We start from the raw sequence: 21,871 nt of genomic DNA, 5'->3' as shown, positions 1-21,871 counted from the left end.
GGGTCAGGCGGCGGGTCAGGTGTCAGGCCTGGTGGCGCCGACCAGATCGTGCCGCCAGATGGGTGAGATGCGTACCACGTCCCCCGTCCGGGGGGCGTGGACCATCAGTCCTCGCCCGATGTAGATCCCCACGTGGCGGATGGTGCCCGGATCTCGGCTCAACCTGCCGTAGAACACCAGATCCCCGGTGCGCAGGTTCTTCAGCGACACATGGCGTCCCGAAGTCCACTGGGTGCCGGTCCAGTGGTCGAGTGAGACCCCCGCCCGCTGCCAGGCTCTCATGGTCAATCCTGAGCAGTCGAAGCCCGAGGGCCCGTCGGCCGCCCAGACGTACGGCTTGCCGAGCTGTTTGAGCGCCCATTGGGCGGCGAGCCCGCCCCGGCCCGCTCCCAGGCGGCCGACCCACGCCGGAATCTTGTTCCTTCCTCCGCGACGGCCGGCCGCCGAGGGTTCTCGCGCCGGATGTCGCCGCGGCTCCCGTTTGGCGCGTCTCAGCTCGTCGACCCGAGAACGGGCGGCCTCGAGGCGCCGGGTCAGCTCCCGTTTCTCCTGTTCGATCCGCCGGGTCGTCTCCATCTGCCGGTCCACGGCCTCCTGCGCCGCGTCCCTGGCCAGCCGTACCCGCTCGGTCGCGCGAAGCTGCGCGGTGTACGCCTGGGCGGCCTGGGCGCGGAGAATCTCGTGAACCCGCAGGGTGTCGCGCAGCCGCTCAAGGTTGGCGACTCGTGCGTCCGACATATGCGTCAGCAGACTGGCCCGCTGCAGCAGATCCCCGATGTCGCCCAGGCCCTCGACGAGGACACCCGGCACGGAGAGGTCCGGCGCCCCGTAACTCACGCCGCCGTAACTCGCCGTCGCCTCGGCCGCAACCGCGGCGCGGGCCTCCCGGACCTGATCGGCCGCGCCGCGCAGCCGCCGTGTCGCCTGCTCATAGCTCGCCTTTATCGCCTCAAGCCGGACGAGCTCGCCGTTGTACGCCTCGACGAGCCCTTCGGCGTCCTGCGCCAGATCGTCCTGACGGGCCCGCGCCGCGGTCAGGTCGGCTCCCACCTTGTCCAGTTCATGGGCTCGCTCCTGGGCTGTCGCCCGGGCCTTCGCCACATCTTCGGCGGACGGTCTCGAATCCGCGCCGGCCGCGCCGCCCAGGGTCAGGACCAGGCCCGTTCCCAGTCCAGCGACGAGCCCCGATGCTCTGAGGAGTGGCATTACTACCCCTTCCGTGCGTCCACTCCCCCAAGTTCCCTGTGATTACTCTGCGTACACATCTTGGACACATAGAGTAATCGCCATATGTAGGAGATCGTCCCGATAAGTACAGCGGCGAAATCGACCGGGACAGCCGGGCCATCAGGAAGATGACGGCCGCGGCGTCGGCCGCACCTCGGCCTGTGGGGCGATCTGCGGGGCGATCTGCGGGGCGGACTGTGGTGAAGGCGGCGGGGTCGGCCCTGGTTCGGGTTCCGGTGTCGGCCTGCCGCTCGGCGTGGAGGGCCCGGATGACGCGGAAGGCGCGGGACGCTCCGCCCGCGGCACCCGCCGCTCGTCCCGCGCTCCGCTCACTGCTCCGGATTTCACCGTCCCGGCCCGATCCGCTCTGCCCCCGCCGTAGCGGAACCAGCGGCGCGAACCGGGCGGGTACGGCCGGGCCGAAGGGGTCCGCGGCAGGGCGCCACTCGGCGGGGATGTCGGGGTGGATTTCGGAGGGGATGTCGGAGGGGGTGAAGGCCGCACCGTCGGCCGGGGCGTCTCGTCCCAGTCCTTATGCGGCCGACGGTGGTGCTGGTGATCGCGGCCCGGCCAGTGACCGTGATCCGGCCAGGGTCCGGGATGGTGACCGCCCGGCCAGGGTCCTGGACGGTGCGGCGGTGGCCTGTGACCGGGCCGGTGTGGTGGGGGGCCTTCGGACGGGAACCGAGAGGGCGGCTTGGGCGATGGAGTGGGACCGGTGTCACTCGGGGGCATGTCCCCCGGCTCCTCGCCCGGCGGCATCGGCTCCGGGCCGGACGGCTCCGCGGACGGGTTCGGCGCCGGTCGCGGGGAGTGTGGGGGGGATGAGTGTGGGGGTTCGGATGGAGGTGGAGCCGGGCGGGGCGCGGGAGCCGGCAGCGGAACCGGACCGGCCGGGATCACTGGGATCACCGGCTCGGCCAGGTCGTAGCGGCCGGGCTGAGACTCGGGCTCGGGCTGGGACTCGGGCTCGGGCTGGGACTCGGGCTCGGGCTGAGGCGGGCGCTGGGCGCGGGCGTCGGCGCCCTCCGAGGTGCTGTCAGGCCCCGCCGTACCCGGCGTCTGGCCGGCGACGGGCCATCGCCGCGCGACGCCCCCGGTGGCCGAATCTGTGATGTCACCGGAGAACTGTGCGAAGACCAGGGCGATCGCCGCCGCGGCCGCTACCGTGGCCACCCCCCCGGCCACCGCCTGCGCCAACCGGCCCTCCCGCCGGGTGCCCGCCCTGGGAAAACCCGACGGATCGAGCGCACCCACCCGTTTCGCGACGAACCGCCGATAGGGAACGAGCTCGGGATCGACGAAGCAGCTCAGCACCCGGACACGCAGCGTGTCGGGCAGGGCGGTCTCGGGTAGTTGAGCGAAGACCTTGGCCGGAGAGACCTGGCGAATCCGGTGCCCGGAACAGCTTTCGCACCGCGCCAGATGCTTGATCAACCGCTGGCGCGTCTGAGTGGTGAGCCGACCGGAGAACCCCTCGAGCATCTTGCCGGCCCGATCGCAGCCGGGCGCGCTCTTCCTCGCGAGGATCTCGGCGGTGATCGCGTCGCGCAGTCGGTCGACCGCCGACTCACGCAATCCTTCCACGTAACGCTGGCCGGTGCCGAACATGGTCGCCACCTCGGCCGTCGACAGGTCGTGCCGCGTGGTCAACTCGAGAACCTCGCGGTACTCCGACGCCAGCGCGGACACGGCACCCTGGGCCACCACCCGCAGATCGGCCGCCACCGCGTCGGCGGAACCCACCGGGCCGGTGACGTCGGCAGTACCGTACGGCACTGCCCCGAACTGTCCAGTGTCGAACTGTCCGGTGCCGGGCTTTCCTGTACCGAACTGTCCCGTTTGGAACTGCGAGGCGTGAAACTGCGCGACATGGAACGGCGTGACGCCGAACGGCGTCGTGCTCGGCGCAGCACCCTGACCACTCGCCTGATCACTCGCCTGATCGCCGGCCTGATCACCGTTATGGGTCCGGTCATCCGGTGATGTACCCGGGGTCCTGCGGCGCAGGCACTCCCCGCGTGCCAGGGCGTACAACCACGGCCGGAACGACTCGTGGTCCGCCAGCGAACCGACGAGGGCCTCAGCGGCGATCAAAGTGTCTCTTAACGCGACCTGGGCGTTGTCGGGACCGTCCAGCATCATTCGGCAGTATCGGTAGATGCTCTCCGCATACATCTCATAGAGCGCGGCGAGAGCACCCGGATCACGTGCACGCAACGCCTCGACCAGGACGCCATCATTCATATAACTCAGAGTAAATGCTCGGTAACTACCCGCTCTACCCTTTCCCCGAAGCGCGCCCAGAATGCGGCGAAAACACCCCCGATCTCCCCATCAAAATTGTCTAATTATTTATCAGTTTCGGAATTTACTTATGTAACTAGCAGTAAAAATCAGTATTGATCGGGCAAATCAGCTCATAGCGCCTCAGCGAGTCTGTGCGGCGAGCCCGGCCTCCGCACACCCCCGGGTGAGCGCCTCAAGACCGAAGGCGTCCACGGGGCCGAGTGCGCCCGTGCCTCGTACGCCCTCGGCGAGTGCGGTGGTCGCGCCCCAGGCCAGGACCCGCGCGGTGAAGTCGTACGGGTCTCCTCCGTTGAGCTCCACGGCGGCGAGCAGGCGCCCCCTCGCGTCGTACGCCTCCGCGACGATCTGGGAGGAGACCGCTGGCGCGGCGTGGCCGGGTGGCCGCCCCGAGCGGATGACCCGATCGACCAACGCGTCCGTCACCCGCCTGGCGCCCGGCATGGCGGCGAGCACCGGAGTCGCCCGGGCCAGCGTCCCCGCGGCCCGGGTCAACCTGCCCAGCCAGCCGAGGTAGACGTTGACTTCACGCAGGCCGGGATGGGCCGGCGGCAGCGCGAAGTGCTCCGAGGTCCCCACGGCCATGCCGTACCGCCGGCGTCCCCCGACGACGAAGGCACGGGTGCGGCCGTGTTCTCGGACGATGCGGCCCTCGCGGAAGCCGTACATCGGATCGAGAAGGACGCCGAGCGCGGAGGCGCGCGTGCCGGGGCTGAGGCGGGCGGCCAGGTCGCCGCGCACGAAGTAGCCGACGTCCACCCGCACCGCCTCGGATCCCGCCTTGCGCAGGGCCAGGGCCGCGGCCAGGTTGCCGGGCACGTAGTCATATCCGAAGGCGGTGATCAGCGCGGCGCCGCCCGCGCCGGCGGCCGGGCCGTACCGCTGGTAGATCCGTTTGATGAACGGGGGCTCGCCCGCGGTGTCCAGGTAGACGGCGCCCGCCTCGGTCGCCGCCGCGACCGCCGCCTCCCCCCAGCGCATGAACGGTCCGACCGCCGAGATCAGCACGTCACCCGGGCCGACGGTTCTGCGAACCGACTCCGGGCGGCTCACGTCGGCGACCGCCGTCGGCGGCCGGACCGGCAGAGACGCGGCGAAGGCGTCCAGCCTGGCGGGGTCGCGCCCCACGAGCAGCGGCCGGGCTCCACGCGCGATCAGCGCCGCCGCCGTGAGCCGGCCGGTGAACCCGGTGGCTCCGAAGAGCACGATCCTCGGGGTTCTCATGCCCTCACGGTAACCTGCCCCGGCTGCCGGGCCCGGTGGTGGTGCCGGTGGTGGTGCCGGTCCCCGCCCGTGATCCGCTGCTCGCCGTGCGCCGCTCACTGCCGCCGATCGGCGAGCACCTGATAGCCGCGGTCCTTGTCGAACGGCTTGGTGCTCGGCGCGACGGTGTGGATCGGAACCGCCCCGGCGAGGGCGAGGTCGATGTACGGCTTGGCGGTCGTCCCCCACGTCCTGGCGCGCACGTCGGTCTTGGCGACCGTGCCGCCGGTCACACCGTCGATCGTGATCACGAAGCGGCGTTTGAGGTTCGACTGGACCTTCTCGAGGTAGGCGGTGCCGCCCCCGGCCAACTTGCCCGCGGCGTCTCTCAACAGGGCCGTCACCGCGACGCCGCTCGCCGCCTTGAGGAAGGGATCGAGCACGTAGCCCGTGATCAGGTAGCTGCCCTCGTGCAGCCGTTCGGTGACGACATCGGAGATCGGGAACGTCAGGAAGGCCGATGGGATGCGCGGAACGAGATGCCAGGTCGCGTGGCCGCATTCGATCTTCACCCGGACCGGCTGCCCGGTGGCCGTCGTCTGGCCGCTGAACGCCACGGACCTCCCCGGCGGCACCGCGTCCAGCGGCTGCTTCAGATGGACCACCTGCTTGCCCGCCGCGTCCACAGCGGTGACGGTCGCGATCGCGTGCTCCCCGAAGTGCCAGCGGTTGGCGTTGCTGAGCACGCCGGCCCAGCTCACCACATAGCCGGTGCCGGACTTCGCGATGGAGGAGACCTGCTCCTTGAGGACGAGCGGCCGGATATCCGCCTGCTTGTCTTCGCCACACGCCGCCGGCGCCAGGCCGGCGAGGGCGAGGGCGAGGGCGATCGTCATTCGGCTACGTCGAGTCACTTAGACGTCATAACCCCTGAAACGGGCGGCGAGGCCTCGGACACGCGCAGGCCGTACGGTATCTTTACGGGCTTTCACCTGGCTGTTTCCGACGGGCGTTCCCGGCCCGGCATCGCTATCTCGGGCGGGCGACCCTACGTTCGTCCCAGACCGGCTCGGGCGATTCGTAGACCCGCCCGTCGGCGCCGAAGACCAGGTAACGGTCGAAGTCGGCGGCGAACCATCGGTCGTGGGTCACCGCCAACACCGTGCCGTCGAAGGAGTCCAGGCCTTCCTGAAGCGCCTCCGCGCTGGCCAGGTCGAGGTTGTCGGTCGGCTCGTCGAGCAGCAGCAGCGTGGCGCCGGACAGCTCGAGCAGCAGGATCTGCAGCCTGGCCTGCTGGCCTCCCGACAGCGTCTCGAACCGCTGGTCGGCGACCCGTCCGGCCAGTTCGTAACGGGCCAGGGCCTTCATCGCCTCGTTCCTGAGCCGGGCGTGCTCGGCCATCACGATCTCGCACGGCGTACGCCCGAGCAGCTCGGGACGGGCATGTGTCTGAGCGAAATGCCCGGGAACGACCCTTGCGCCGAGCCGGGCCACCCCGGCGTGCCGGATCTCCTCGCCCGAGAGCAGCCGCAGGAAGTGGGACTTGCCCGACCCGTTGGAGCCGAGTACGGCGACGCGCTCGCCATACCAGACCTCCAGATCGAACGGCTTCATCAGGCCGCTGAGTTCGAGGTTCTCGCAGATGATGGCGCGTTTGCCGGTGCGGCCGCCGTGCAGGCGCATGCTGATGAGCTGGTCCTTTGGCGCGAGCTCGGGCGGCCCCGCCTCCTCGAACCTGCGCAGACGCGTCTGTGCCGCGTGATAGGCCGGGGCCATGCCGTCGTTGTAGCGCGCCTTCTGTTTGAGCATGTTCACCAGGCGCTTGAGCTTGGCGTGCTCCTCGTCCCAGCGGCGGCGCAGCTCGTCGAGCCGCTCGTTGCGTTCCCTCCGGGCCTCGGCGTACGTAGCGAATCCGCCGCCGTGGACCCAGATGTTCCCGGACTCGACGGTGACGATCCGGTCCGCCGCGTTGGCCAGCAGCTGCCGGTCGTGGGAGACGAGCAGGACCGTCTTCGGGGTCTCCCGCAGCGCCTGCTCCAGCCAGAGCTTGCCCGGCACGTCGAGGTAGTTGTCGGGCTCGTCGAGCAGCAGGGTCTGGTCCGGCCCGCGCAGCAGCGCCTCCAGCACGAGCCGCTTCTGCTCACCCCCCGAGAGCGTCCCCACATCCCGATATTTCACCTTGTCGTACGGCATGCCGAGGGCGGCGACCGTACAGGCGTCCCAGAGCACCTCGGCGTCGTAGCCGCCGGCGTCGGTGTAGTCGGTGATCGCCTGGGCGTACCGCATCTGGGTCTTCACGTCGTCGCGCTCCATCATCGCGAGCTCGGCGTCGTGGAGCCGGGCCGCGGCCTCCCGCACCCGGGTGGGCGAGACCCCGAGCAGCAGGTCGTGAACCGTGCTGCCGTCGCGGATTCCGCCGATGAACTGGCGCATCACGCCGAGGCCGCCGGAGTGCGCCACCGAGCCCTCGACCGGCTGGAGATCTCCGGAGATCAGGCGGATCAGCGTCGTCTTGCCCGCTCCGTTGGGGCCGACGAGGGCGGCCTTGACACCCTCCCCGATCCGGAACGAGACGTCGTCCAGCAGCGGCCTGCCATCGGGCAGCACATGCGTGAGATGCCCGACCTCGACGTGTCCCACGGCGTTCCCCTCCTCGCGTTCCGCGCAGGTTATCGCCCGATCTCGTCACCGGGCATCCCGATTCCCCGGCGGCCCCGCTCAGCCGCCGACCACCAACCGGACCGCGAAACCGACGAACACCAGGCCCAGCCCGGCATCCACCCAGCGCAGCAGCTGCTGTCCGCCACTCGGTCTGCGACGGTCCGTCAACTGCCGCAGCCGTACAAGGAGTTCGGTCAGAATGGTCAGCCAGAGCGCGCCGAGCGCGAGGTAGACGGCGGCCAGCAGAGCCATCGAGCGGCCCGGCGGCTCCCCGGCCGGGACGAACTGCGGTAGGAATGCAAGCAGGAACAGTCCCACCTTGGGGTTGGTCCCGGTGCAGAGCAGGCCCTGAAGGAAGGTGCGCCGGCCGGTCGGCGGCTTCGGTACGGCCGGCACCCCCTCGTTGCCGTCCGCCGGCCCGGGTCGGGGTCGGCGGAGCGCAGCGAGCAGTGCCCGCAGGCCCCAATAGAAGAGCAATGCCGCCCCCACCCACTGCACCGCGCGGAACAGCGTGCTGTCGGCCGTCAGCAACAGCGACACCCCAAGGACCGACATCATCGCCTGCACCCCACCCGCCGTGATCATTCCAGCGGCGGCGGTGAGGCCCCTTGCCCGCCCCATGCCGCCGAGCACCAGTCGCGCGATCAAAGCGGCATCCGGACCAGGTGTGACGATGACCAGCACCGAACTGGCCAGAAAGAGAGCGCTGATCACTGTGCTGAGAGGAACACAAGCACGGAGCGGCAACAGGGGTCGGGCAGGCGAGTAAGCCCGAAGTCCCTGCGCACTGGCGAGGGATGTGCCTCCATGCTCCGATTGTGCCGACCGGTCTGGAGACCGCCCTCATCACCACACTCTACGTGGAATCGATGACGAGAACGGAGGCATCCGGGCGGCTGGGAAACCGTGACCTCGCCGGAGTTCTTCATCGCCGCAGCGGCCGGGACCCGCGTCAGGCGCCGAGTCAACCGGCCTTCCAGAACTCACGCAGCAGTCCGAAGACGGTCTCGGGCTCCTCGACATGGCCGAACGAGCCACTGCGTTCCAGGACGCGGAATTCGAACTGCGGTGCGTGCACGACGAACTCCCGCTGCAGCTTCGGGTACAGTGCCCGGTCGTGTCGACCGGCCAGGACGAGGGTCGGCACGGTGATCTCCTTCAGCCTGGGCCGGAAATCCGGGATCCTGGCCACCTCTCCGCCGATGATGAAGTCCACGTCAGAGCCGACGAACACCGGGTAGAGCTCGATGTTACGGGCACCGGGCTCGTTCAGCAGCAGCGCGGCGTTGTCCGGATTGAAGAACCGGACAAGCTTTGTGGCAGCCGCGAACTGCTCACGCAACTCCGGGCTGGTGGAGGCCAGGCCCCCGATGCGGAGTTTCTGGATCTTCGCCCACACCTCGGGGGCCTGATTGGCCAGCTCCCGGTTGATGTTGGCATGGTTGAGCTGCCACATCTCGGGACTGTGCAGGCTGTTGGCGAGCACCAGCGAGCGAACCAGGTGCCCGTGGTCGAGCGCCAGCGCCTGACCGAGCAGGCCGCCGTACGAGAAGCCGTAGATGTGCACCGGGCCGAGCCCGAGCTGTTCGATGAGCGCGGCCACATCGGCCACGTCGTCCCGGAAGGTGATCTGCGAGAGATCGTCCGGGGCACCGGACCGGCCGCGGCCGAACAGGTCGACGTAGATGACCTGGTAGTCCTCCGCCAGGTCCGAGAAGAACGGATGGAAGATCAGGTGCGAACCAGCGGGGCCGAGGCCGGCCAGCAGCAGCACCGGTTCGCCGCTGCCCTCGGTCTCCACCCAGAGCCGGTGCCCACGTACCTCGTAGTGCCGCCCCGCTGGGTGGTTGATCCTGGCGCCGGTCTGCTGACTCGTCATGTGACTCCCCTTCAGTCTTGGTACGTGAAGACCCCGGCCGTCCGGGTCTTCTCATTGGCACCGATCCCGATCACGGCGCTCTCGTCGGCGGGCAGCGCGCGAGCATATGTGCCCGCATAGCCCTGGGGGGTAACGAACAGCCCCCAGGCCGCCTGCCACTCCTCCAGCCGGCCGGTCTCCGGGTCGACCACCAGCTCGGACCTCGGCACCACACGCTCCTGGACGACGGCCCCCGCCTCGCCGACGGATTCCAGTGTCTGACGCCACTCACGCTCGCCGGTCTCCCAGCCGGCCACGATCCCGGCGCCGCCGTACAGAGCGTTGGGCTTCAGGATCAGCTGCTCTCGGCGGGCCAGGCACTCCTCGAGGACGTCCGCACCGTCCTGCCCGAAGGTACCGCCGATGGCCCTGGTCCAGGGCACCAATCGGTCGATGACGGCTAGCTCGGAGGCTTCGAAACTGCTCCGGGTGCGCGGGTCGGAGAGCATCGCCAGACAGCCCTTGTTGCCGAACAGGTTGGATTCCATAGGGGTCCACAGCACGACGGTGCCCGCCTCATGGGCCCGGAAGACCGGCTCGGCCAGTGCCTCGCCGTCCGGCTCGGCGAGGATCTCATCGGCCGAGTAGCAGCGCAGCACCACGTCCAGGGGCCTCCCGTGCAGGTACACCCGGTCACCTCTGGTGCGCACATCACCGATCTCGCCGATATGGAAGTCCATCCCGAAACTGCGCATCAGCTCCTCGAAGGCGCGCCAGGCGGCTCCGTAGCCGGCCAGCCCGCCGGGCGCCTCAAGCAGCGCCACCACCGGCTCCCGGCCGGGCGCCACCGCGGCGCCGGCCGTACGCAGGGCATCGGCGATCACGCGGCCGGTGTCGGTGTACCGCAGGTCGTGCTCCTTGGCGAACCGCGCGAAGGCCGCTACGTCGAGCAGCACCCGGGGAATCTCACCAGCCCGGTCCACCCCGCCCAGTTCGCTGGCGATGTTGAATTCCAGAAGCCGGAAGGCCGTCCCGTCGTGGTACATGTCGGCGCGCCCGTACTGGGGCGGTACGGCCCCGCCGAGGCGGGTGATCAGCCGAGTCCGGCGCTCGCTGATGGCGAGCGCGGCGCAGTAGCGCCGGAGATCGTTGCCGAACAGCCGGGCCGGCAGGGAGGTGATCAGCTCGAACACCCGTATGACGTCGTCCGCGAATCGGTGGATCTCCTGTTCCTGGAGAAACAGCGGCCTGGGCAGCAGGCGCTGGCCGGACGAGGCGGACAGGGCCGGCGGAAGGTCGGCATCCTGCATGGCGGTGAGCAGCCGGCTCCCCGGTACAAGGCACTCCTGGATGTACTTCTCGGTCACGTGATTTGTCATCGCGAACTCTCCGTCCGTCCCACCGATCACTGGTCAGGTGGCTCGAAGACCGAGCCGCCGCGATCAGGCCACGATCAGGCCGGCCTCGATCCGGCGTACCTCTTCGTAGTCGGCCCAGACCTGCTCGCGATCGGGCCCGGCGAGTACCACGAAGCCGAGGCTCAGGGTGTTGAGCAGGTCCTTGGTGACCTCCAGCCGGTCACCGTCCTTGACCCCAACCACATGGTGGTAATGGCTGGCCAGCTTGGCGACGTCCTCCAGGCAGGCGGCGTTCCGCACGATGCCCGAGGCCCTGCTGATCAAGAAGACCACCAGAGTGACATTCTGCAGCCGGTAGCCCTCGGGGATCTCACCCGCCCTGGTGAAGTACCGCACCGCACGGTCGATCTGGCTGTCCCCGGTGGCCATCCGGCAGAACCTGGGCTGTCCACCGCCGTGCGGCCGGGCGTTGAGCTCGATCAGGCGAGGCCCGTCCTCGGAGAGCATCACCTCTACATGCGCCGCTCCGAAGCGGAAGCCCACCGCGTCCAGAAACTTCCTGGTGTAGTCGACCAGCTCCTGGACTTCCGGCTCGTCGGGGGAGACCCACTCCATGGCGTCGTACACCGCCATGTACTCGGAGTTGTCCACCTTGGTGTAGCGGCACAGGTCGGTCACGGTGTGCACGCCGTCGTGGCTGAAGATGTCGATCACGTACTCGTGACCGTTCACGTACTCCTGGACGAGCATGCGGTCGTTGATGATCTGCCACTGGTTGGGCCGGCCGAGCTGGGCCTCGAAGGCCTCACGCCAGTTCTCCCTGACTCTTGTCACGCCGTCCGTGCTCGCGCTCTTGGGCGGTTTCACCACCAGATCGCGGCCGACCAGGCCCTCGCGCTCGATCCACGCTTCGACCTCGGCTGGGTCGTCCGTACAGATCTGCCGGATCACCGGCAGCCCGGCCCTCCGCGCCGCCTCGGCCATCTCCCACTTGTGCCGCCGGGCCGCGCGCAGTTCCGGGACGTTCGCCAGTTCCTCGGTCACCAGCGACGACAGCAAGTCGGCCAATTCCACGCCGGACTCGGCGCCCGGCAGGATGCAGCGGGGCCGGAGCTCACGCAGCCGGCCCGCCACCGCGTCCAGATCCCCGTCGAACACGATCATCTCGGGGAAGTCCTCGGGGTGGAACGACGCGCGGTAGACCTCCGGCATGTCAGGGCCGGACAGCACCGCGACCACCGGGACTCCCGCCTGGCGGAAGGCCGGCGCGTACATGCCGCCGGAGGAGAAGGGGTCGACGATGACCGCGGGGCCGTTTGGATCGCTCAGCATCATTCGGTGACCCCCGCCAGCCGTGCGGCGGCCGCGCAGTAGCGGAGCCAGGCGTCCATCACGTCGGGCGACAGCTGACGGGCCCGGACGGCCGCGTGCACCAGGCCCGGCTCGACCACCAACTCCACCTCGGTGCCGTTCTCCCGCAGCTTGTCGGCGTAGGTGGTGGCGTCCACCACCAGCGAGTCCAGTTCGGCGCCCATGATGTACGCGGGTGGAAGCCCATGGAACTCTCCGCGGACGAGCGGTGAGACGTACGGCTCCAGCACGTCGGCGGCGTTCGGGCAGTAGCAGGCGGTGTAGTACTCCATCTCGCCGCCGGTGAGCAGCGGGGCGTCCTCGCCGCCGTCACGCCAGCGGGAGAAGTCCAGCACAGGGCTGATCGGGGCCTGCCCGGCGAGCCGCGGACCGTGCCGGTCACGGGACATCATGCAGAGGACGACCGACATGTTGCCGCCGGAGCTGTCGCCGCAGACCACGACGCGTTCCGGGTCGATGTCGAACCGCTCGGCCGCCGCCACGATCCCGCACAGTGCGCCGTAGCAGTCCTCCAGGCAGGCAGGGAACGGATGCTCCGGGGCCATCCGGAAATCGACCGCGATGGTGGTCAGGCCCGAGTTGGCTGCCAGTTCGGCGGCGACAGTGTTGTGCGTCTCGAGCGACCCGACGACGAATCCACCGCCGCGGATGTAGAGCAGCACACCGCGACCTCTGCGGTCTTCCGGCCGGTACACCCGGATCGGAATCCGGCGACCATCGTGCTCCACCGCGTCGTCGGCGATGGCGACGCCTTCGGGCAGCTCGTACGGGAACTCCTGACCGAGGCCGAGATAGAGTGCTCGCTGTTCCGCCACCGGCTTCAGATAGAAGTCCGGAGGCATCGCCTTGTTGCTACGGGAGACGAATTCCTCAATTCCCGGCGCGTACCGCATCATTCTCCTTCTGGTTCTTGGTGTTGAATACGGCGCTGCGGATGCCCCGGCGCACCAGGGCGGGCAGGCAGAGCACAGTGCCCAGGGCTCCGATCCACATCGCGCCGGTGAGCCCGACCAGAGCCGTCGCGACGGAGGCGAGCAGACTGCCGAGCGAGATCACGCCCCAGATCAGGAACCGCTGGACAGAACCCACCCGGCCCAGCAGCTCAGGTGGCGAAACGGTCTGCCGCAGCGTCAGCGAGGTCGGCGAGTACGATCCCTCGCCCACGCTGTGGAAGACGCTGCCGAACACCAGGCCGCAGGCGCCCGCGATGCCGCCCAGCGCGCCGAAGGCCGGCATCAGCAGAATGCCCACCACCGAGACGACGGCGGAGATCACCAGCGCCTTCGGGTAGCCGATCCGTTCGCCGAGCCTGGCGGAGAGCATGTTCCCGATCGGATATCCGGCCGCCGCCGCGCCGACCACGACACCGATCCACTGCGGCGAGAGGCCGAGCTCGTTGCGGCAGTACAGCACCAGGCTGGTGGTGACCATGGTGAGGAAGAGCGTATAGGTGGCCCCGCACGTCAAGATCGGCTGCAGCACCGGGTGTCGGAGCACGAACCTCAGGCCCTCGCCGATGCTACGGCGCATCCAACCGCGCTCACGGGTGACCTTCTCCCGAGGCGGTTCACGGTGCTTCATCATCACCAGTGTCACCACCGAGACGGTGAAGCCGATCGCGTTGGCCGCGATCGCGCCGACCACGCCGAGAAAAGCGATCACCGGGCCGGCCGCCATCGGCCCGAGCGCCTGCGAGGTGGACTCCGACAGCGCGAGCCGCGCGTTGCCGCGGTGCAGGTCCCTGGGGTTCCCGTACAGGCTCGGCAGATAGGAGGTGTACGCGACCTGGAAGAACACCACCGCGCAGCCGGCCAGCGTGATCAGCGCCATGAGCGCGGCGAACGACAGGGTGTCCGCTGCGGCCAGCAACCAGATACTGGCGAAGACGACCAACTGCAGGGCATTTGAAACGATCATCACGGCTCGGCGGGGAAGTCGATCCACGATCGCGCCTGCCTGCAGTCCGAGGAGCAGGAACGGCAGGAAGAGTCCGAACTTGAGCAGCGCCGCCTGGGCGGGTGTCGCATCGAGGATCGTGACGGCCAGCAGAGGCAGGGCCAGCGTCATGAACTGATCGCCGAACAGGCTGACCGACTGCCCGGTCCACAGCAGGCCGAAATCCCGCCGGGCGGTGGGTGCGTTGACCGGCGCGTCCGCCTTCAGGCCCTCATTGTCCCGCTGCTCCTCCTGGGCCGAGGTCATGTCGTCCCCACCGGAAGGCCGGCCACCGATATCTCCATATCTCCATCTCCTCGTCTAGTGCCGGCTCTGCCGCCTGGAGACACGGCAGGGCTCAGCCACTCCTCGAACACCGATCCGGCTGTGACGGTCACAGGCTCAACGGGTCCGCAGAGTGATGGCCCGGCGCGCGGTCTCCGCGGCCTGCTCGCAGGCCGCGAGAGTCGCGCCCTCGACGACGAGATAGCCGTACCGGCTGGTGACGTGCCCGGCCGGCGGCAACAGAAGTTCCTGGCCTGGGCCGCCCAGCACACCGAAGGCGTTGACCGCGGCGGCCAGGGCGGTCTCGTCGACGGTGACCTCGGCCACCGTGCAGTCCCGCTCCGGGTAGAGGAAGTAGACGGCGGCGACCTGCTCGCGGGTCCCCGCCGTGTCAGGCCGCACCCCGCAGGCCACCTCGACGGCAACCCGGCCGGGATCGATGCCGGAGGCGACCGAGCCGACGTACGGGATCAGGTCGCCGCCGAGCCGGGCGTTGATTTCGATCACCTTCGGCCCGTCGTCGGTCAGGCGCAACTCGGCGTGCGTGATGCCCGTGTGATAGCCGACCGCCCGGTGCGCCCGCGCCAGCACATCCAGCAGGCGAGGGTCGGTGAGCAGCGGATCCGCCGCGTCCACGGTGTGGCCGGTTTCCTCGAAGTAGGGCGGGAAACCACTGATCTTCCGCGCCACGAACAGCGGCTTCAGCTCCCCGTCGACCAGCGCGGCGTCCACGCTGATCTCCTCACCCGTGAGGTACTCCTCGACCAGCACACCGGCGTCGTAGTACGGCACGCCGTCCTCCTCCGCGCCCCGGGCCTCGGCGTAGCCGGCTTCCAGCCCATCCGCGTCGTCGACGCCGTTCACGCCGAAACTGGCACCCAGGGCACGCGGCTTGAGGATGACCGGGTAGCCGATCCGCTCGGCGGCCGCCCGCGCCTCCTCCAGAGAGGAGACCAGCACTGAGGCCGCCTGCGGGACGCCGGCGGCCTCCAGCGCGACGCGGGTCTGGTGCTTGTCCCGGCATCGGGCGACATCCTCAGGGGCGGTGCCGGGCAGCCCGAGCGCCTGCTGGACCTCGGCGGTCTGCACCATTCGGACCTCGTCCCAGCACAGCACGCCGGAGATCCTGTGCCGGGCGGCGAGCTCGCGGGCCGCGTCGACCATGGCCGGCACGTCCAGGGTGTCGACCACGGTGTGGCCGACGATGTATCGCTTCTCCCAGGTTGGCTCCTGTGACAGGAACAGCCAGACCTCCGCCGCGCCGGACACCAGATCGAGGAGGTACTCCCGGTAGAGGTGGTAGCCGCTGCTGACGAGGATGATCAGCGGTTTCTCGGTGGCCTTGCCGTCAGGGAGAAGGTTGGTCATGGGAATGTCTCCTGGAAGTGCGGGGGTGACATGCCGGCAGCCGGGCATCAGCCCGGCTGCCGGTCGGCTTGCTCGCCGGGCGCCGTCAGCGGCCGGTCAGTGCCGGCGACAGCGGCCGGTGTTCGAGGACGTACTCCGTACCGGCCGTGTCGGGAAAAACGGCCGTGACCCGGTTGCCGCGGCGCACCGCCGGCACTCCGGCCTTGATCGCCTTCGTCACCGAGGTCGCCCGCTCGTGCCACGGGCAGATCAGCCGGCTCCGGCCGGGCTCGAACTCGGCCAGGTTGAGCGGCCCGCCCCGGTGCGGGCAGCGGGCTGAGAGCACGAACGAGCCGAGTTTCGTACGGGCGTACACGTAGGAGGCGTCGCCCAGCACGACGCAGTTGTCGCGGCCCTCGACCGCGAAGGTCACGACAGGCATGCCCGGTAGTCCCCCACCGAGTGAATCTGGTAGACGCACTCCTCGGACTCGATGATCGCGCCGTGCAGGCGGTTGCGCTGGATCACCGTGCCCTCACCGGCCTCCAGGATCTGGTAGGAGTCGAAGCCCGCGACGAACTTCATCGTGCCGGAGACGATGTGACACAGCTCGTCGCCGTCGTGACAGTGGGTGTTGGAGAGCTCGCGGTACGGCTCGACGATGTGCGCGACCGGCGGCGTCACCTTGCCGCTCTCGATGGCCGCCCAGACTGGTGCGTGCAGTTCCTTGTTGGTCGGACCGGCATCCATCCAGGCGATCTGGTCCGCGAAATCCTGATCGGCGATTTCGGAGATCAGCTGGAACTCTTCGAAGCCACGCACGATCTCAGGGATGATCACCTCCCCGTGCTCCTCCACCAGCGGAAGGATCAGCTTCTCCAGCGCCATCCGGCCGTGGTGCTGGTCTATGCCGACGTGCTCGGTGAAGTACTCCACGTCGACCTCGGGACCGAACACCTTGACAAGCAGGTCCGCGGCGCGCCGGCAGAAGTCGACCAGAGCGGTCTCCGTGTAGTACAGCGCGCCGACGTAGCGGAAGAACAACTCGTGGTTCTTCCCCAGGTAGTGGAAGTAGTTGTTCAGCATGAGGCTGCTGTTGAGGTAGTACTGCCAGTAGTGGTGAACATCGGTGCGCAGGCCAGCGGACTCCAGGGTCCGCTCAAACAACTTGCTGTGCTTGGTGTCGTGGACGCCGTAGCCGTACTCATCAATGATGATCTTGAACCACTCGGACTGCGCGGCACCGTAGTAGCCCAGCACGTTCCGTATCATCGGTGAGGCCTCGGACAGGAAGTCCGGCGCGAACTGGATCAGCCACATGCGTGCCGCGCGAACCGGATCCGTGGACTTCTCGATCGCGATCTCGGACAGCGAGGGCTGGGACAGGTCGCGGTCCTGCAGCGACCGCAGATACGCCTCCAGTTCGGCCTTGGTCCACTTCCCGGAAACCTCGACCTCCTGGTCGAGGAAGCCGAATGCGAACTTCTCCAGCGACGGCCGGATGATCTCACCGAGGGCGCGGTTGCTCGGGTTGTAGAACCGCTTGTAGTCCTCCCACTTCTCCTTCAGGCCGGCCTTGGGGAGGAACATGAGGTCCGCCTCGTAGATGCTGGTGAGAATGCGCTGCGCGGCCAGGCCCTCGTAGTTCAGTATCTCGCCGCGGGGCAGGACCTTGCTGAAATCAAGGTAGGGGAGAATCTGGGGTCGGAGCTGCCGACGATAGGGGTTGTCATCGTTCTCCCATTCCTCATTATCGAGATAGATGGGATTGGTCGCGTATCGGAGGACGTACTCCTTGAGTTGCTCAGGGGTGAGCTCGAACGGCTTGTGGGGCGGAAGGTCATGGCTCATGCTGCACCTTTTTCGAGGCAGGCAGTACGGATGGCTGCGCCGGGAAGGCGAAGAGTGGAACTCTGAAGTGCTGATGCCGGACTCAGACGATCGAAAGCCGGCCGCCCTGCCACTGCAGGTCGCATTCGAAGACCTCGCCGGCGTTGACGACCACCGGCACGTCGAACGGGATCAGCGCCTGCATCCAGTGCGAACTGACGTTGTCGGGAGAGTTGCGCAGCATCACGCCCGCGCCCAGGTCCATCTCGAACCAGGCGACGATCGCATGCGCGGTGCCGTCAGCGGTCACTGGCAGCGCCACGTTCGCGCTGCCGTCGTCGAGCGGGCCGTCCACGAAGTCGAAGCTGACCAGCTCGACGGTCTCCGAGAGCATCGCGTGTGGCCAGGTGTGCAACCGGACGGGGTGATGGCCGGCGGTGGCCACCAAGTTGATCGGACCGATATCGAAGCCGACGGCGTTGCTCACCCGGTTGAGCCCGGCGATCACGTTGCTCTGGAGCAGCGATCCGTAGATGCGTGCCGACGGCGGCATCAGGCGGCCACCGGGCGCGAGCAGGTGCTCCCTGGCGTGCCGCATGGTCGGGAGGATGCCCTCACCGATCAGGCCACAGTCGACGATTTCCGAGATGATCACATCGACCGGCCGGTTCAGTTCCTGTCCGACCTCCAGCTGGGAGGACATCTTGGGGATCACCGTGATGGTGTCGGACAGGCCGTGCGAGGCGACCACCTGGGAGGCGATCTCGGCCAGCAGCGGATTGGCCTCGCAGGTGATCACTTTCGCGGCGCCGGCCTTCGCCGCCAGCATGGCCAGCAGACCGGTGCCCGCGCCGATGTCCAGCACGTAGTCGCCCGGCTTCACCTGGCGTTCCACGGCGGTGGCGAGGGCCTCGTTCCGCTCTATGTCGTTGAGCATGGCGAAGTGCCAGCGTGGAACGAGCCCCCTGGCGAGGTTGCCGATCATCTGTGGTGCGAGCGTCGAGGACTCGACCACAGCCGCGATGGTTTCGTTGATGGCGGCGGACATCCGGGCGACTTCCTGCGCGCCGGCCTGGAGAGATGCCAGGAAGAGTCTGCCTTCCGGAAATGCCGAGAGAGTCACCGGAACTGTTTCGTCGAGGGCACCGACAGGCTCAGGAGAAACAAGAGAGCGCTCAGCAGTTTTGCTCTGCACTGATTCCTCCAATCTTTAATAGAGGGTGCGCTAGCCGGACCACCTTGTGTAAGTATTCGTCAACAAGCGAAAGGCAGTAATTCTTATGGAATCCCGCCCTCCTGTCCGGGGCCGGAGTCAAGTAGATCACAGAGCCGCAAGTACCCACAAGGGTCAAATTTCGGTCAGGGCGGGCTCATTCGACTTTCGAGAGATTCATAGCGTAATGGGTGGTCGAGTGCATCAATGACCGTTATATGATCGCACTCAGCTATTTACTGCCACTTACAGTAGTCAGACAACTTCCTAATTCGGACCATTTATTCGAAATCGGGCACATGTGACAAGGCGGGCCGGGTGACCGAATTGGTGACACGGCGACTACGACGCGCCTCTGGCCCTCCGTTCGTCTGTCTGGGCCGGGGCGGCCGTCAGGCCGGTGACCCGCATGGTGATGTTGAGACGGCCGCCGGCCAGGCCGGTGGCGGGGTCGCCGGTGCCCGGATAGACCTTGGGCACGCCGTGGTAGGCGAAACGGGAGGGCCCACCGAAGACGAACAGGTCGCCCGAGGCCAGCTCTGTGTCGGTGTAGGGCTTGTTGCGGTTCTCGGTGTTGCCGAAACGGAAGACGCAGGTGTCCCCGATGCTCAGCGACACGACCGGGGCATCGGACTTCTCGTCTTTGTCCTGATGCATCCCGAGCTTGGCCTGCTCACCGTAGAAGTTGATTAGTGCGGCGTCCGGGGTATAGCCGTCACCGGCGGTCGGGTCCTGGTAGGCGTCGACGAGAGCCCGACGGCCCAGCTCGATCATGTTGGCGGGGAATTCCGCGACCTGGGCACCGTTGACGTCGTCGGCGGTGCGGGTGTACTTGTACGGCTGCCAGTGCCACCCGATGCAGACGGTCTGCACGGACATGACGCCGCCATTCGGAAGTCGGGTGTGGCGGATCGGGACCGGGCCGATCGCCCAGCTCCGGCATGCCTCGACGAGCTCGTACTGCTGATCGAGGGTCAGCCAGCCGGGCACGTGAACCGCGCCTGGGGCGAGCTCCAATGGGGAGCGGTCCCGCACGCCGAACAGAGGCAGTACGGCGCTCATGCCACTGTCCCCTCGTTCTCGGGAGGGCAGACGGTCAGCCGATCGGATTCCACCTTCCAGATGCCGCCGTCGCCAGTGGCGCCGCGCAGCCCGTCGAGGGTGCCCTGGCCGGCGAGAGCCGTGATGCATGGCTCGGCGAGGGAGGCGAATCCGAAAGTGCGGTTCGGGTCCCAGCCCGTGCTGTGGCGCAGACGGCGGCTCATCTGCACCCAGCCGAGCGGTGCCGCGGCCACCACCCAGGCGTCGGGTGTGCCCCTCGTGAACCGCTGAGCGGCGCGCAGCCAGGAAGCCGCTTCCTCTGGCCAGTCGACGACTGCCAGCACGGTCCTGCCGACGGCCTGCCACGCCTCGGTGAAGGCATCGACGGTGGCCCGGGAGGCATCGTCGCGGCTGTGGCCCACAGTGACCGTCTCGATGCGCGAACGAGGAGCGGTGAGCAGGCCCAGCAGCGAGGTGAGCTCGGGCCCGGCGTACGGTATCGGAGCGGGCAGCTCACCGTATGCGGTCACGTCCGCGGGCCGGATCAAGGGCGAGCGGGGGCGCGTGTATCCGTTCACCGGATGCATGTCGTGATCTCTTGCCGCTTTCCATCGCGCGTACGTCTCCGGCAGACACACGGCGCAGGGCCGGTAGCCGGCGGCGATGGCGGTGGCCTCATCGAGGAAGAAGACCCGGTGGCGTATGTAGTCGCCGACGGAGATGGCGCGCAGAGCTGAACGGCAGTCGAGGCGGCCGTAGAGGCGGCCTCGACGATATCCGCCGAGCGTACCGGGGACAGAGCTCCGGTAAGGGCGTCCGTCGGCGCCCATCAACGTGTACACGCGCATGGTGGGCATCAGGCGGCGTCGTGGAAGACAAGGCCGAGGGCATGACGGCGGCCCGAGCGCACCGTACTCACCCCGTGACGGACAGGGCCGCTGGACCAGCCGCGGACGGAGCGCACAGGCCGGTCGCGGGTGGTGAAGATCAGGCCATGACCCTGCGTGAGAACGGTGCTGATACCGCGGGACTGAGCGCGGGGCCGCTGCTCGACCAGCAGGAACTCGCCGCCGGTGTAATCGGTGCCGGGTTCGTCGAGGCCGATGACAACCTGGAGCGGGAAGATCAGCTCCCCGTACAGGTCGCGGTGGAGCGCGTTCCAGTCGCCCTCCTGATAGCGGAGCAGGATGGCGGTGGATTTGGTCTGACCAGCCTCGTGACACATGGCGAGCCACTCCTGCAGGGTGTCCGGCCACGGCGCGGGCCGGCCGAGCCTGGCGGCCCAGTCACGGGCGATGGCGAGCAGGTGCGGGTAGAACGCCTCGCGCAGTTCCTCGACGAGTTCGGGAAAGGGACGGTCGAAGTAACGGTACTGGCCGGAGCCGAAACGGTACCGGGCCATGTCGACGGTGGAGCGGAACAGCACCGGCTCGTCGTAGAGCGCGGACACGCCCCGGCACTGTTCGGGGGTCAGCAGCAGCGGGGTCAGCGCACAGCCGTAGGCATCGAGCTCGTCTGCCAGGCCACGCCAGTCTGCCGCGTCCACGCGCCGACACACATCGTCCGCCGTAGTGGTGGTGCTCATGGGTCTCCAAGGAAGTCTGGTCCGGTGGCTCGTGACGCCGAATCCGGCGGGCCCGCCGTCTGCGGTATGCCGCGGCTCAGCAGAGCATCGGCTGGAGTGCACCCTCGTGGACGAGCAACTGCTGCTTGCGCTCCACGCCGCCCGCGTACCCCTTCATCGTGCCGTCCGCGCCGATGACGCGGTGGCATGGGCGGACGACCAGCAACGGGTTCATGCCGATCGCCGCTCCAAGGGCCTGCACATGGCCACGCGGCACACCGATCTGGTCGGCGAGCTTGCCGTAGGTGGTCGTGGTTCCGTACTCGATGGTGTCCAGAGCCTGCCAGACCTGTTCCTGGAATGCGGTGCCGGTGGTGATGTGCTCCAGATCGAACGTCGTCAGCTCACCGGCGAAGTACGCCTTGATCTGCCGGATGACCTCGGCGAGCGCCTCGGGGGCGTGAACCCAGTCGCCCTGCACGGTGGGGGCGTTCTTCTGCCCGGTCATCGACACCGACGTGAGGGCGACACCGCCCTTCGCCGTCTTCGACTCCTCGCCCACCAGTAGCAGGTCACCCACCGGACTCTCGGTCCTCATGTAGACGGTCATCGCCTCGTTCCTCCCCGGCCGTCCGTCGGGCCCCGATCTCCGCCGTTCACTCTGCGACTTC

19 protein-coding genes are annotated in these 21,871 nt (G+C 68.3%); all 19 read right to left on the bottom strand.

Annotation, left to right across the window (positions count from 1 at the left end; genetic code table 11):
• Positions 1–15: 15 nt before the first annotated feature.
• A complete protein-coding gene (locus tag ACFHYQ_RS05505) occupies positions 16–1,206 on the bottom strand; it encodes a C40 family peptidase (protein ID WP_394299972.1) in 1,191 nt (396 codons plus the stop codon).
• 141 nt (positions 1,207–1,347) lie between these two features.
• On the bottom strand, positions 1,348–3,474 hold the full coding sequence (locus ACFHYQ_RS05500; protein ID WP_394299971.1) for an RNA polymerase sigma factor: 2,127 nt from the start codon (positions 3,472–3,474) through the stop codon (positions 1,348–1,350).
• A gap of 183 nt (positions 3,475–3,657) precedes the next feature.
• Positions 3,658–4,758, bottom strand: a complete 1,101-nt coding sequence (locus ACFHYQ_RS05495; protein WP_394299970.1) for a saccharopine dehydrogenase NADP-binding domain-containing protein — start codon at positions 4,756–4,758, stop codon at positions 3,658–3,660.
• Between the two features lie 95 nt (positions 4,759–4,853).
• On the bottom strand, positions 4,854–5,633 hold the full coding sequence (locus ACFHYQ_RS05490; RefSeq protein WP_394299969.1) for a hypothetical protein: 780 nt from the start codon (positions 5,631–5,633) through the stop codon (positions 4,854–4,856).
• 133 nt (positions 5,634–5,766) lie between these two features.
• Positions 5,767–7,377 carry an ABC-F family ATP-binding cassette domain-containing protein gene (locus tag ACFHYQ_RS05485; protein WP_394299968.1) on the bottom strand — a complete coding sequence of 537 codons (1,611 nt, stop codon included), beginning with the start codon at positions 7,375–7,377 and terminating at the stop codon, positions 5,767–5,769.
• A 78-nt stretch (positions 7,378–7,455) separates the two neighbouring features.
• The gene (locus ACFHYQ_RS05480) at positions 7,456–8,112 is read right to left on the bottom strand and encodes a LysE family translocator (protein WP_394299967.1); all 657 of its coding nucleotides are present in this window, start codon (positions 8,110–8,112) and stop codon (positions 7,456–7,458) included.
• A gap of 250 nt (positions 8,113–8,362) precedes the next feature.
• Entirely contained in the window at positions 8,363–9,277 is a 915-nt protein-coding gene (locus ACFHYQ_RS05475) for an alpha/beta fold hydrolase (protein WP_394299966.1), read from the bottom strand.
• Positions 9,278–9,288: 11 nt separating this feature from the next.
• Entirely contained in the window at positions 9,289–10,635 is a 1,347-nt protein-coding gene (locus tag ACFHYQ_RS05470) for a hypothetical protein (RefSeq protein WP_394299965.1), read from the bottom strand.
• A 63-nt stretch (positions 10,636–10,698) separates the two neighbouring features.
• Positions 10,699–11,949 carry an ATP-grasp domain-containing protein gene (locus tag ACFHYQ_RS05465; RefSeq protein ID WP_394299964.1) on the bottom strand — a complete coding sequence of 417 codons (1,251 nt, stop codon included), beginning with the start codon at positions 11,947–11,949 and terminating at the stop codon, positions 10,699–10,701.
• Complete coding sequence (locus ACFHYQ_RS05460) at positions 11,946–12,827, bottom strand: alpha/beta hydrolase (RefSeq protein ID WP_394299963.1); 882 nt, start codon at positions 12,825–12,827, stop codon at positions 11,946–11,948. Before ACFHYQ_RS05460 ends, ACFHYQ_RS05465 begins: the two co-directional genes overlap by 4 nt.
• Before the next feature lie 28 nt (positions 12,828–12,855).
• Positions 12,856–14,187 (bottom strand): MFS transporter, encoded by a 1,332-nt coding sequence (locus tag ACFHYQ_RS05455; RefSeq protein WP_394299962.1) that lies wholly within the window; start codon positions 14,185–14,187, stop codon positions 12,856–12,858.
• A 135-nt stretch (positions 14,188–14,322) separates the two neighbouring features.
• The gene (locus ACFHYQ_RS05450) at positions 14,323–15,573 is read right to left on the bottom strand and encodes an ATP-grasp domain-containing protein (protein WP_394299961.1); all 1,251 of its coding nucleotides are present in this window, start codon (positions 15,571–15,573) and stop codon (positions 14,323–14,325) included.
• Between the two features lie 85 nt (positions 15,574–15,658).
• The gene (locus ACFHYQ_RS05445) at positions 15,659–15,994 is read right to left on the bottom strand and encodes a Rieske 2Fe-2S domain-containing protein (protein ID WP_394299960.1); all 336 of its coding nucleotides are present in this window, start codon (positions 15,992–15,994) and stop codon (positions 15,659–15,661) included.
• On the bottom strand, positions 15,982–17,403 hold the full coding sequence (locus ACFHYQ_RS05440) for an iron-containing redox enzyme family protein (protein WP_394299959.1): 1,422 nt from the start codon (positions 17,401–17,403) through the stop codon (positions 15,982–15,984). The genes ACFHYQ_RS05445 and ACFHYQ_RS05440 overlap by 13 nt, the downstream gene beginning before the upstream one ends.
• 82 nt (positions 17,404–17,485) lie before the next feature.
• Positions 17,486–18,430 (bottom strand): 50S ribosomal protein L11 methyltransferase, encoded by a 945-nt coding sequence (locus ACFHYQ_RS05435; protein WP_394299958.1) that lies wholly within the window; start codon positions 18,428–18,430, stop codon positions 17,486–17,488.
• Between the two features lie 507 nt (positions 18,431–18,937).
• On the bottom strand, positions 18,938–19,657 hold the full coding sequence (locus tag ACFHYQ_RS05430; protein ID WP_394299957.1) for an alpha-ketoglutarate-dependent dioxygenase AlkB family protein: 720 nt from the start codon (positions 19,655–19,657) through the stop codon (positions 18,938–18,940).
• Entirely contained in the window at positions 19,654–20,493 is an 840-nt protein-coding gene (locus ACFHYQ_RS05425; protein ID WP_394299956.1) for a type 1 periplasmic-binding domain-containing protein, read from the bottom strand. The genes ACFHYQ_RS05430 and ACFHYQ_RS05425 overlap by 4 nt, the downstream gene beginning before the upstream one ends.
• Positions 20,493–21,221, bottom strand: coding sequence for a 2OG-Fe(II) oxygenase (locus ACFHYQ_RS05420; protein ID WP_394299955.1), 729 nt, complete (start codon positions 21,219–21,221; stop codon positions 20,493–20,495). The genes ACFHYQ_RS05425 and ACFHYQ_RS05420 overlap by 1 nt, the downstream gene beginning before the upstream one ends.
• 76 nt (positions 21,222–21,297) lie before the next feature.
• Positions 21,298–21,810 carry a methylated-DNA--[protein]-cysteine S-methyltransferase gene (locus tag ACFHYQ_RS05415; protein WP_394299954.1) on the bottom strand — a complete coding sequence of 171 codons (513 nt, stop codon included), beginning with the start codon at positions 21,808–21,810 and terminating at the stop codon, positions 21,298–21,300.
• Positions 21,811–21,871 lie beyond the last annotated feature (61 nt).

The sequence above is a fragment of the Sphaerimonospora cavernae genome, assembly GCF_042435035.1.
GTDB lineage: Bacteria > Actinomycetota > Actinomycetes > Streptosporangiales > Streptosporangiaceae > Sphaerimonospora > Sphaerimonospora cavernae.
The sequence above is the reverse complement of the archived record's forward strand: the minus strand, read 5'-3'. Positions and strand labels throughout refer to the sequence as shown.

Coding starts and splice junctions, on each gene's coding strand:
- ACFHYQ_RS05505 (WP_394299972.1), bottom strand. CDS start 1,206: ATGCCACTCCTCAGAGCATCGGGGCTCGTCGCTGGACTGGGAACGGGC.
- ACFHYQ_RS05500 (WP_394299971.1), bottom strand. CDS start 3,474: ATGAATGATGGCGTCCTGGTCGAGGCGTTGCGTGCACGTGATCCGGGT.
- ACFHYQ_RS05495 (WP_394299970.1), bottom strand. CDS start 4,758: ATGAGAACCCCGAGGATCGTGCTCTTCGGAGCCACCGGGTTCACCGGC.
- ACFHYQ_RS05490 (WP_394299969.1), bottom strand. CDS start 5,633: ATGACGATCGCCCTCGCCCTCGCCCTCGCCGGCCTGGCGCCGGCGGCG.
- ACFHYQ_RS05475 (WP_394299966.1), bottom strand. CDS start 9,277: ATGACGAGTCAGCAGACCGGCGCCAGGATCAACCACCCAGCGGGGCGG.
- ACFHYQ_RS05470 (WP_394299965.1), bottom strand. CDS start 10,635: ATGACAAATCACGTGACCGAGAAGTACATCCAGGAGTGCCTTGTACCG.
- ACFHYQ_RS05465 (WP_394299964.1), bottom strand. CDS start 11,949: ATGATGCTGAGCGATCCAAACGGCCCCGCGGTCATCGTCGACCCCTTC.
- ACFHYQ_RS05460 (WP_394299963.1), bottom strand. CDS start 12,827: ATGCCTCCGGACTTCTATCTGAAGCCGGTGGCGGAACAGCGAGCACTC.
- ACFHYQ_RS05455 (WP_394299962.1), bottom strand. CDS start 14,187: ATGACCTCGGCCCAGGAGGAGCAGCGGGACAATGAGGGCCTGAAGGCG.
- ACFHYQ_RS05450 (WP_394299961.1), bottom strand. CDS start 15,573: ATGACCAACCTTCTCCCTGACGGCAAGGCCACCGAGAAACCGCTGATC.
- ACFHYQ_RS05445 (WP_394299960.1), bottom strand. CDS start 15,994: ATGCCTGTCGTGACCTTCGCGGTCGAGGGCCGCGACAACTGCGTCGTG.
- ACFHYQ_RS05440 (WP_394299959.1), bottom strand. CDS start 17,403: ATGAGCCATGACCTTCCGCCCCACAAGCCGTTCGAGCTCACCCCTGAG.
- ACFHYQ_RS05435 (WP_394299958.1), bottom strand. CDS start 18,430: ATGTCCGCCGCCATCAACGAAACCATCGCGGCTGTGGTCGAGTCCTCG.
- ACFHYQ_RS05430 (WP_394299957.1), bottom strand. CDS start 19,657: ATGAGCGCCGTACTGCCTCTGTTCGGCGTGCGGGACCGCTCCCCATTG.
- ACFHYQ_RS05425 (WP_394299956.1), bottom strand. CDS start 20,493: ATGCCCACCATGCGCGTGTACACGTTGATGGGCGCCGACGGACGCCCT.
- ACFHYQ_RS05420 (WP_394299955.1), bottom strand. CDS start 21,221: ATGAGCACCACCACTACGGCGGACGATGTGTGTCGGCGCGTGGACGCG.
- ACFHYQ_RS05415 (WP_394299954.1), bottom strand. CDS start 21,810: ATGACCGTCTACATGAGGACCGAGAGTCCGGTGGGTGACCTGCTACTG.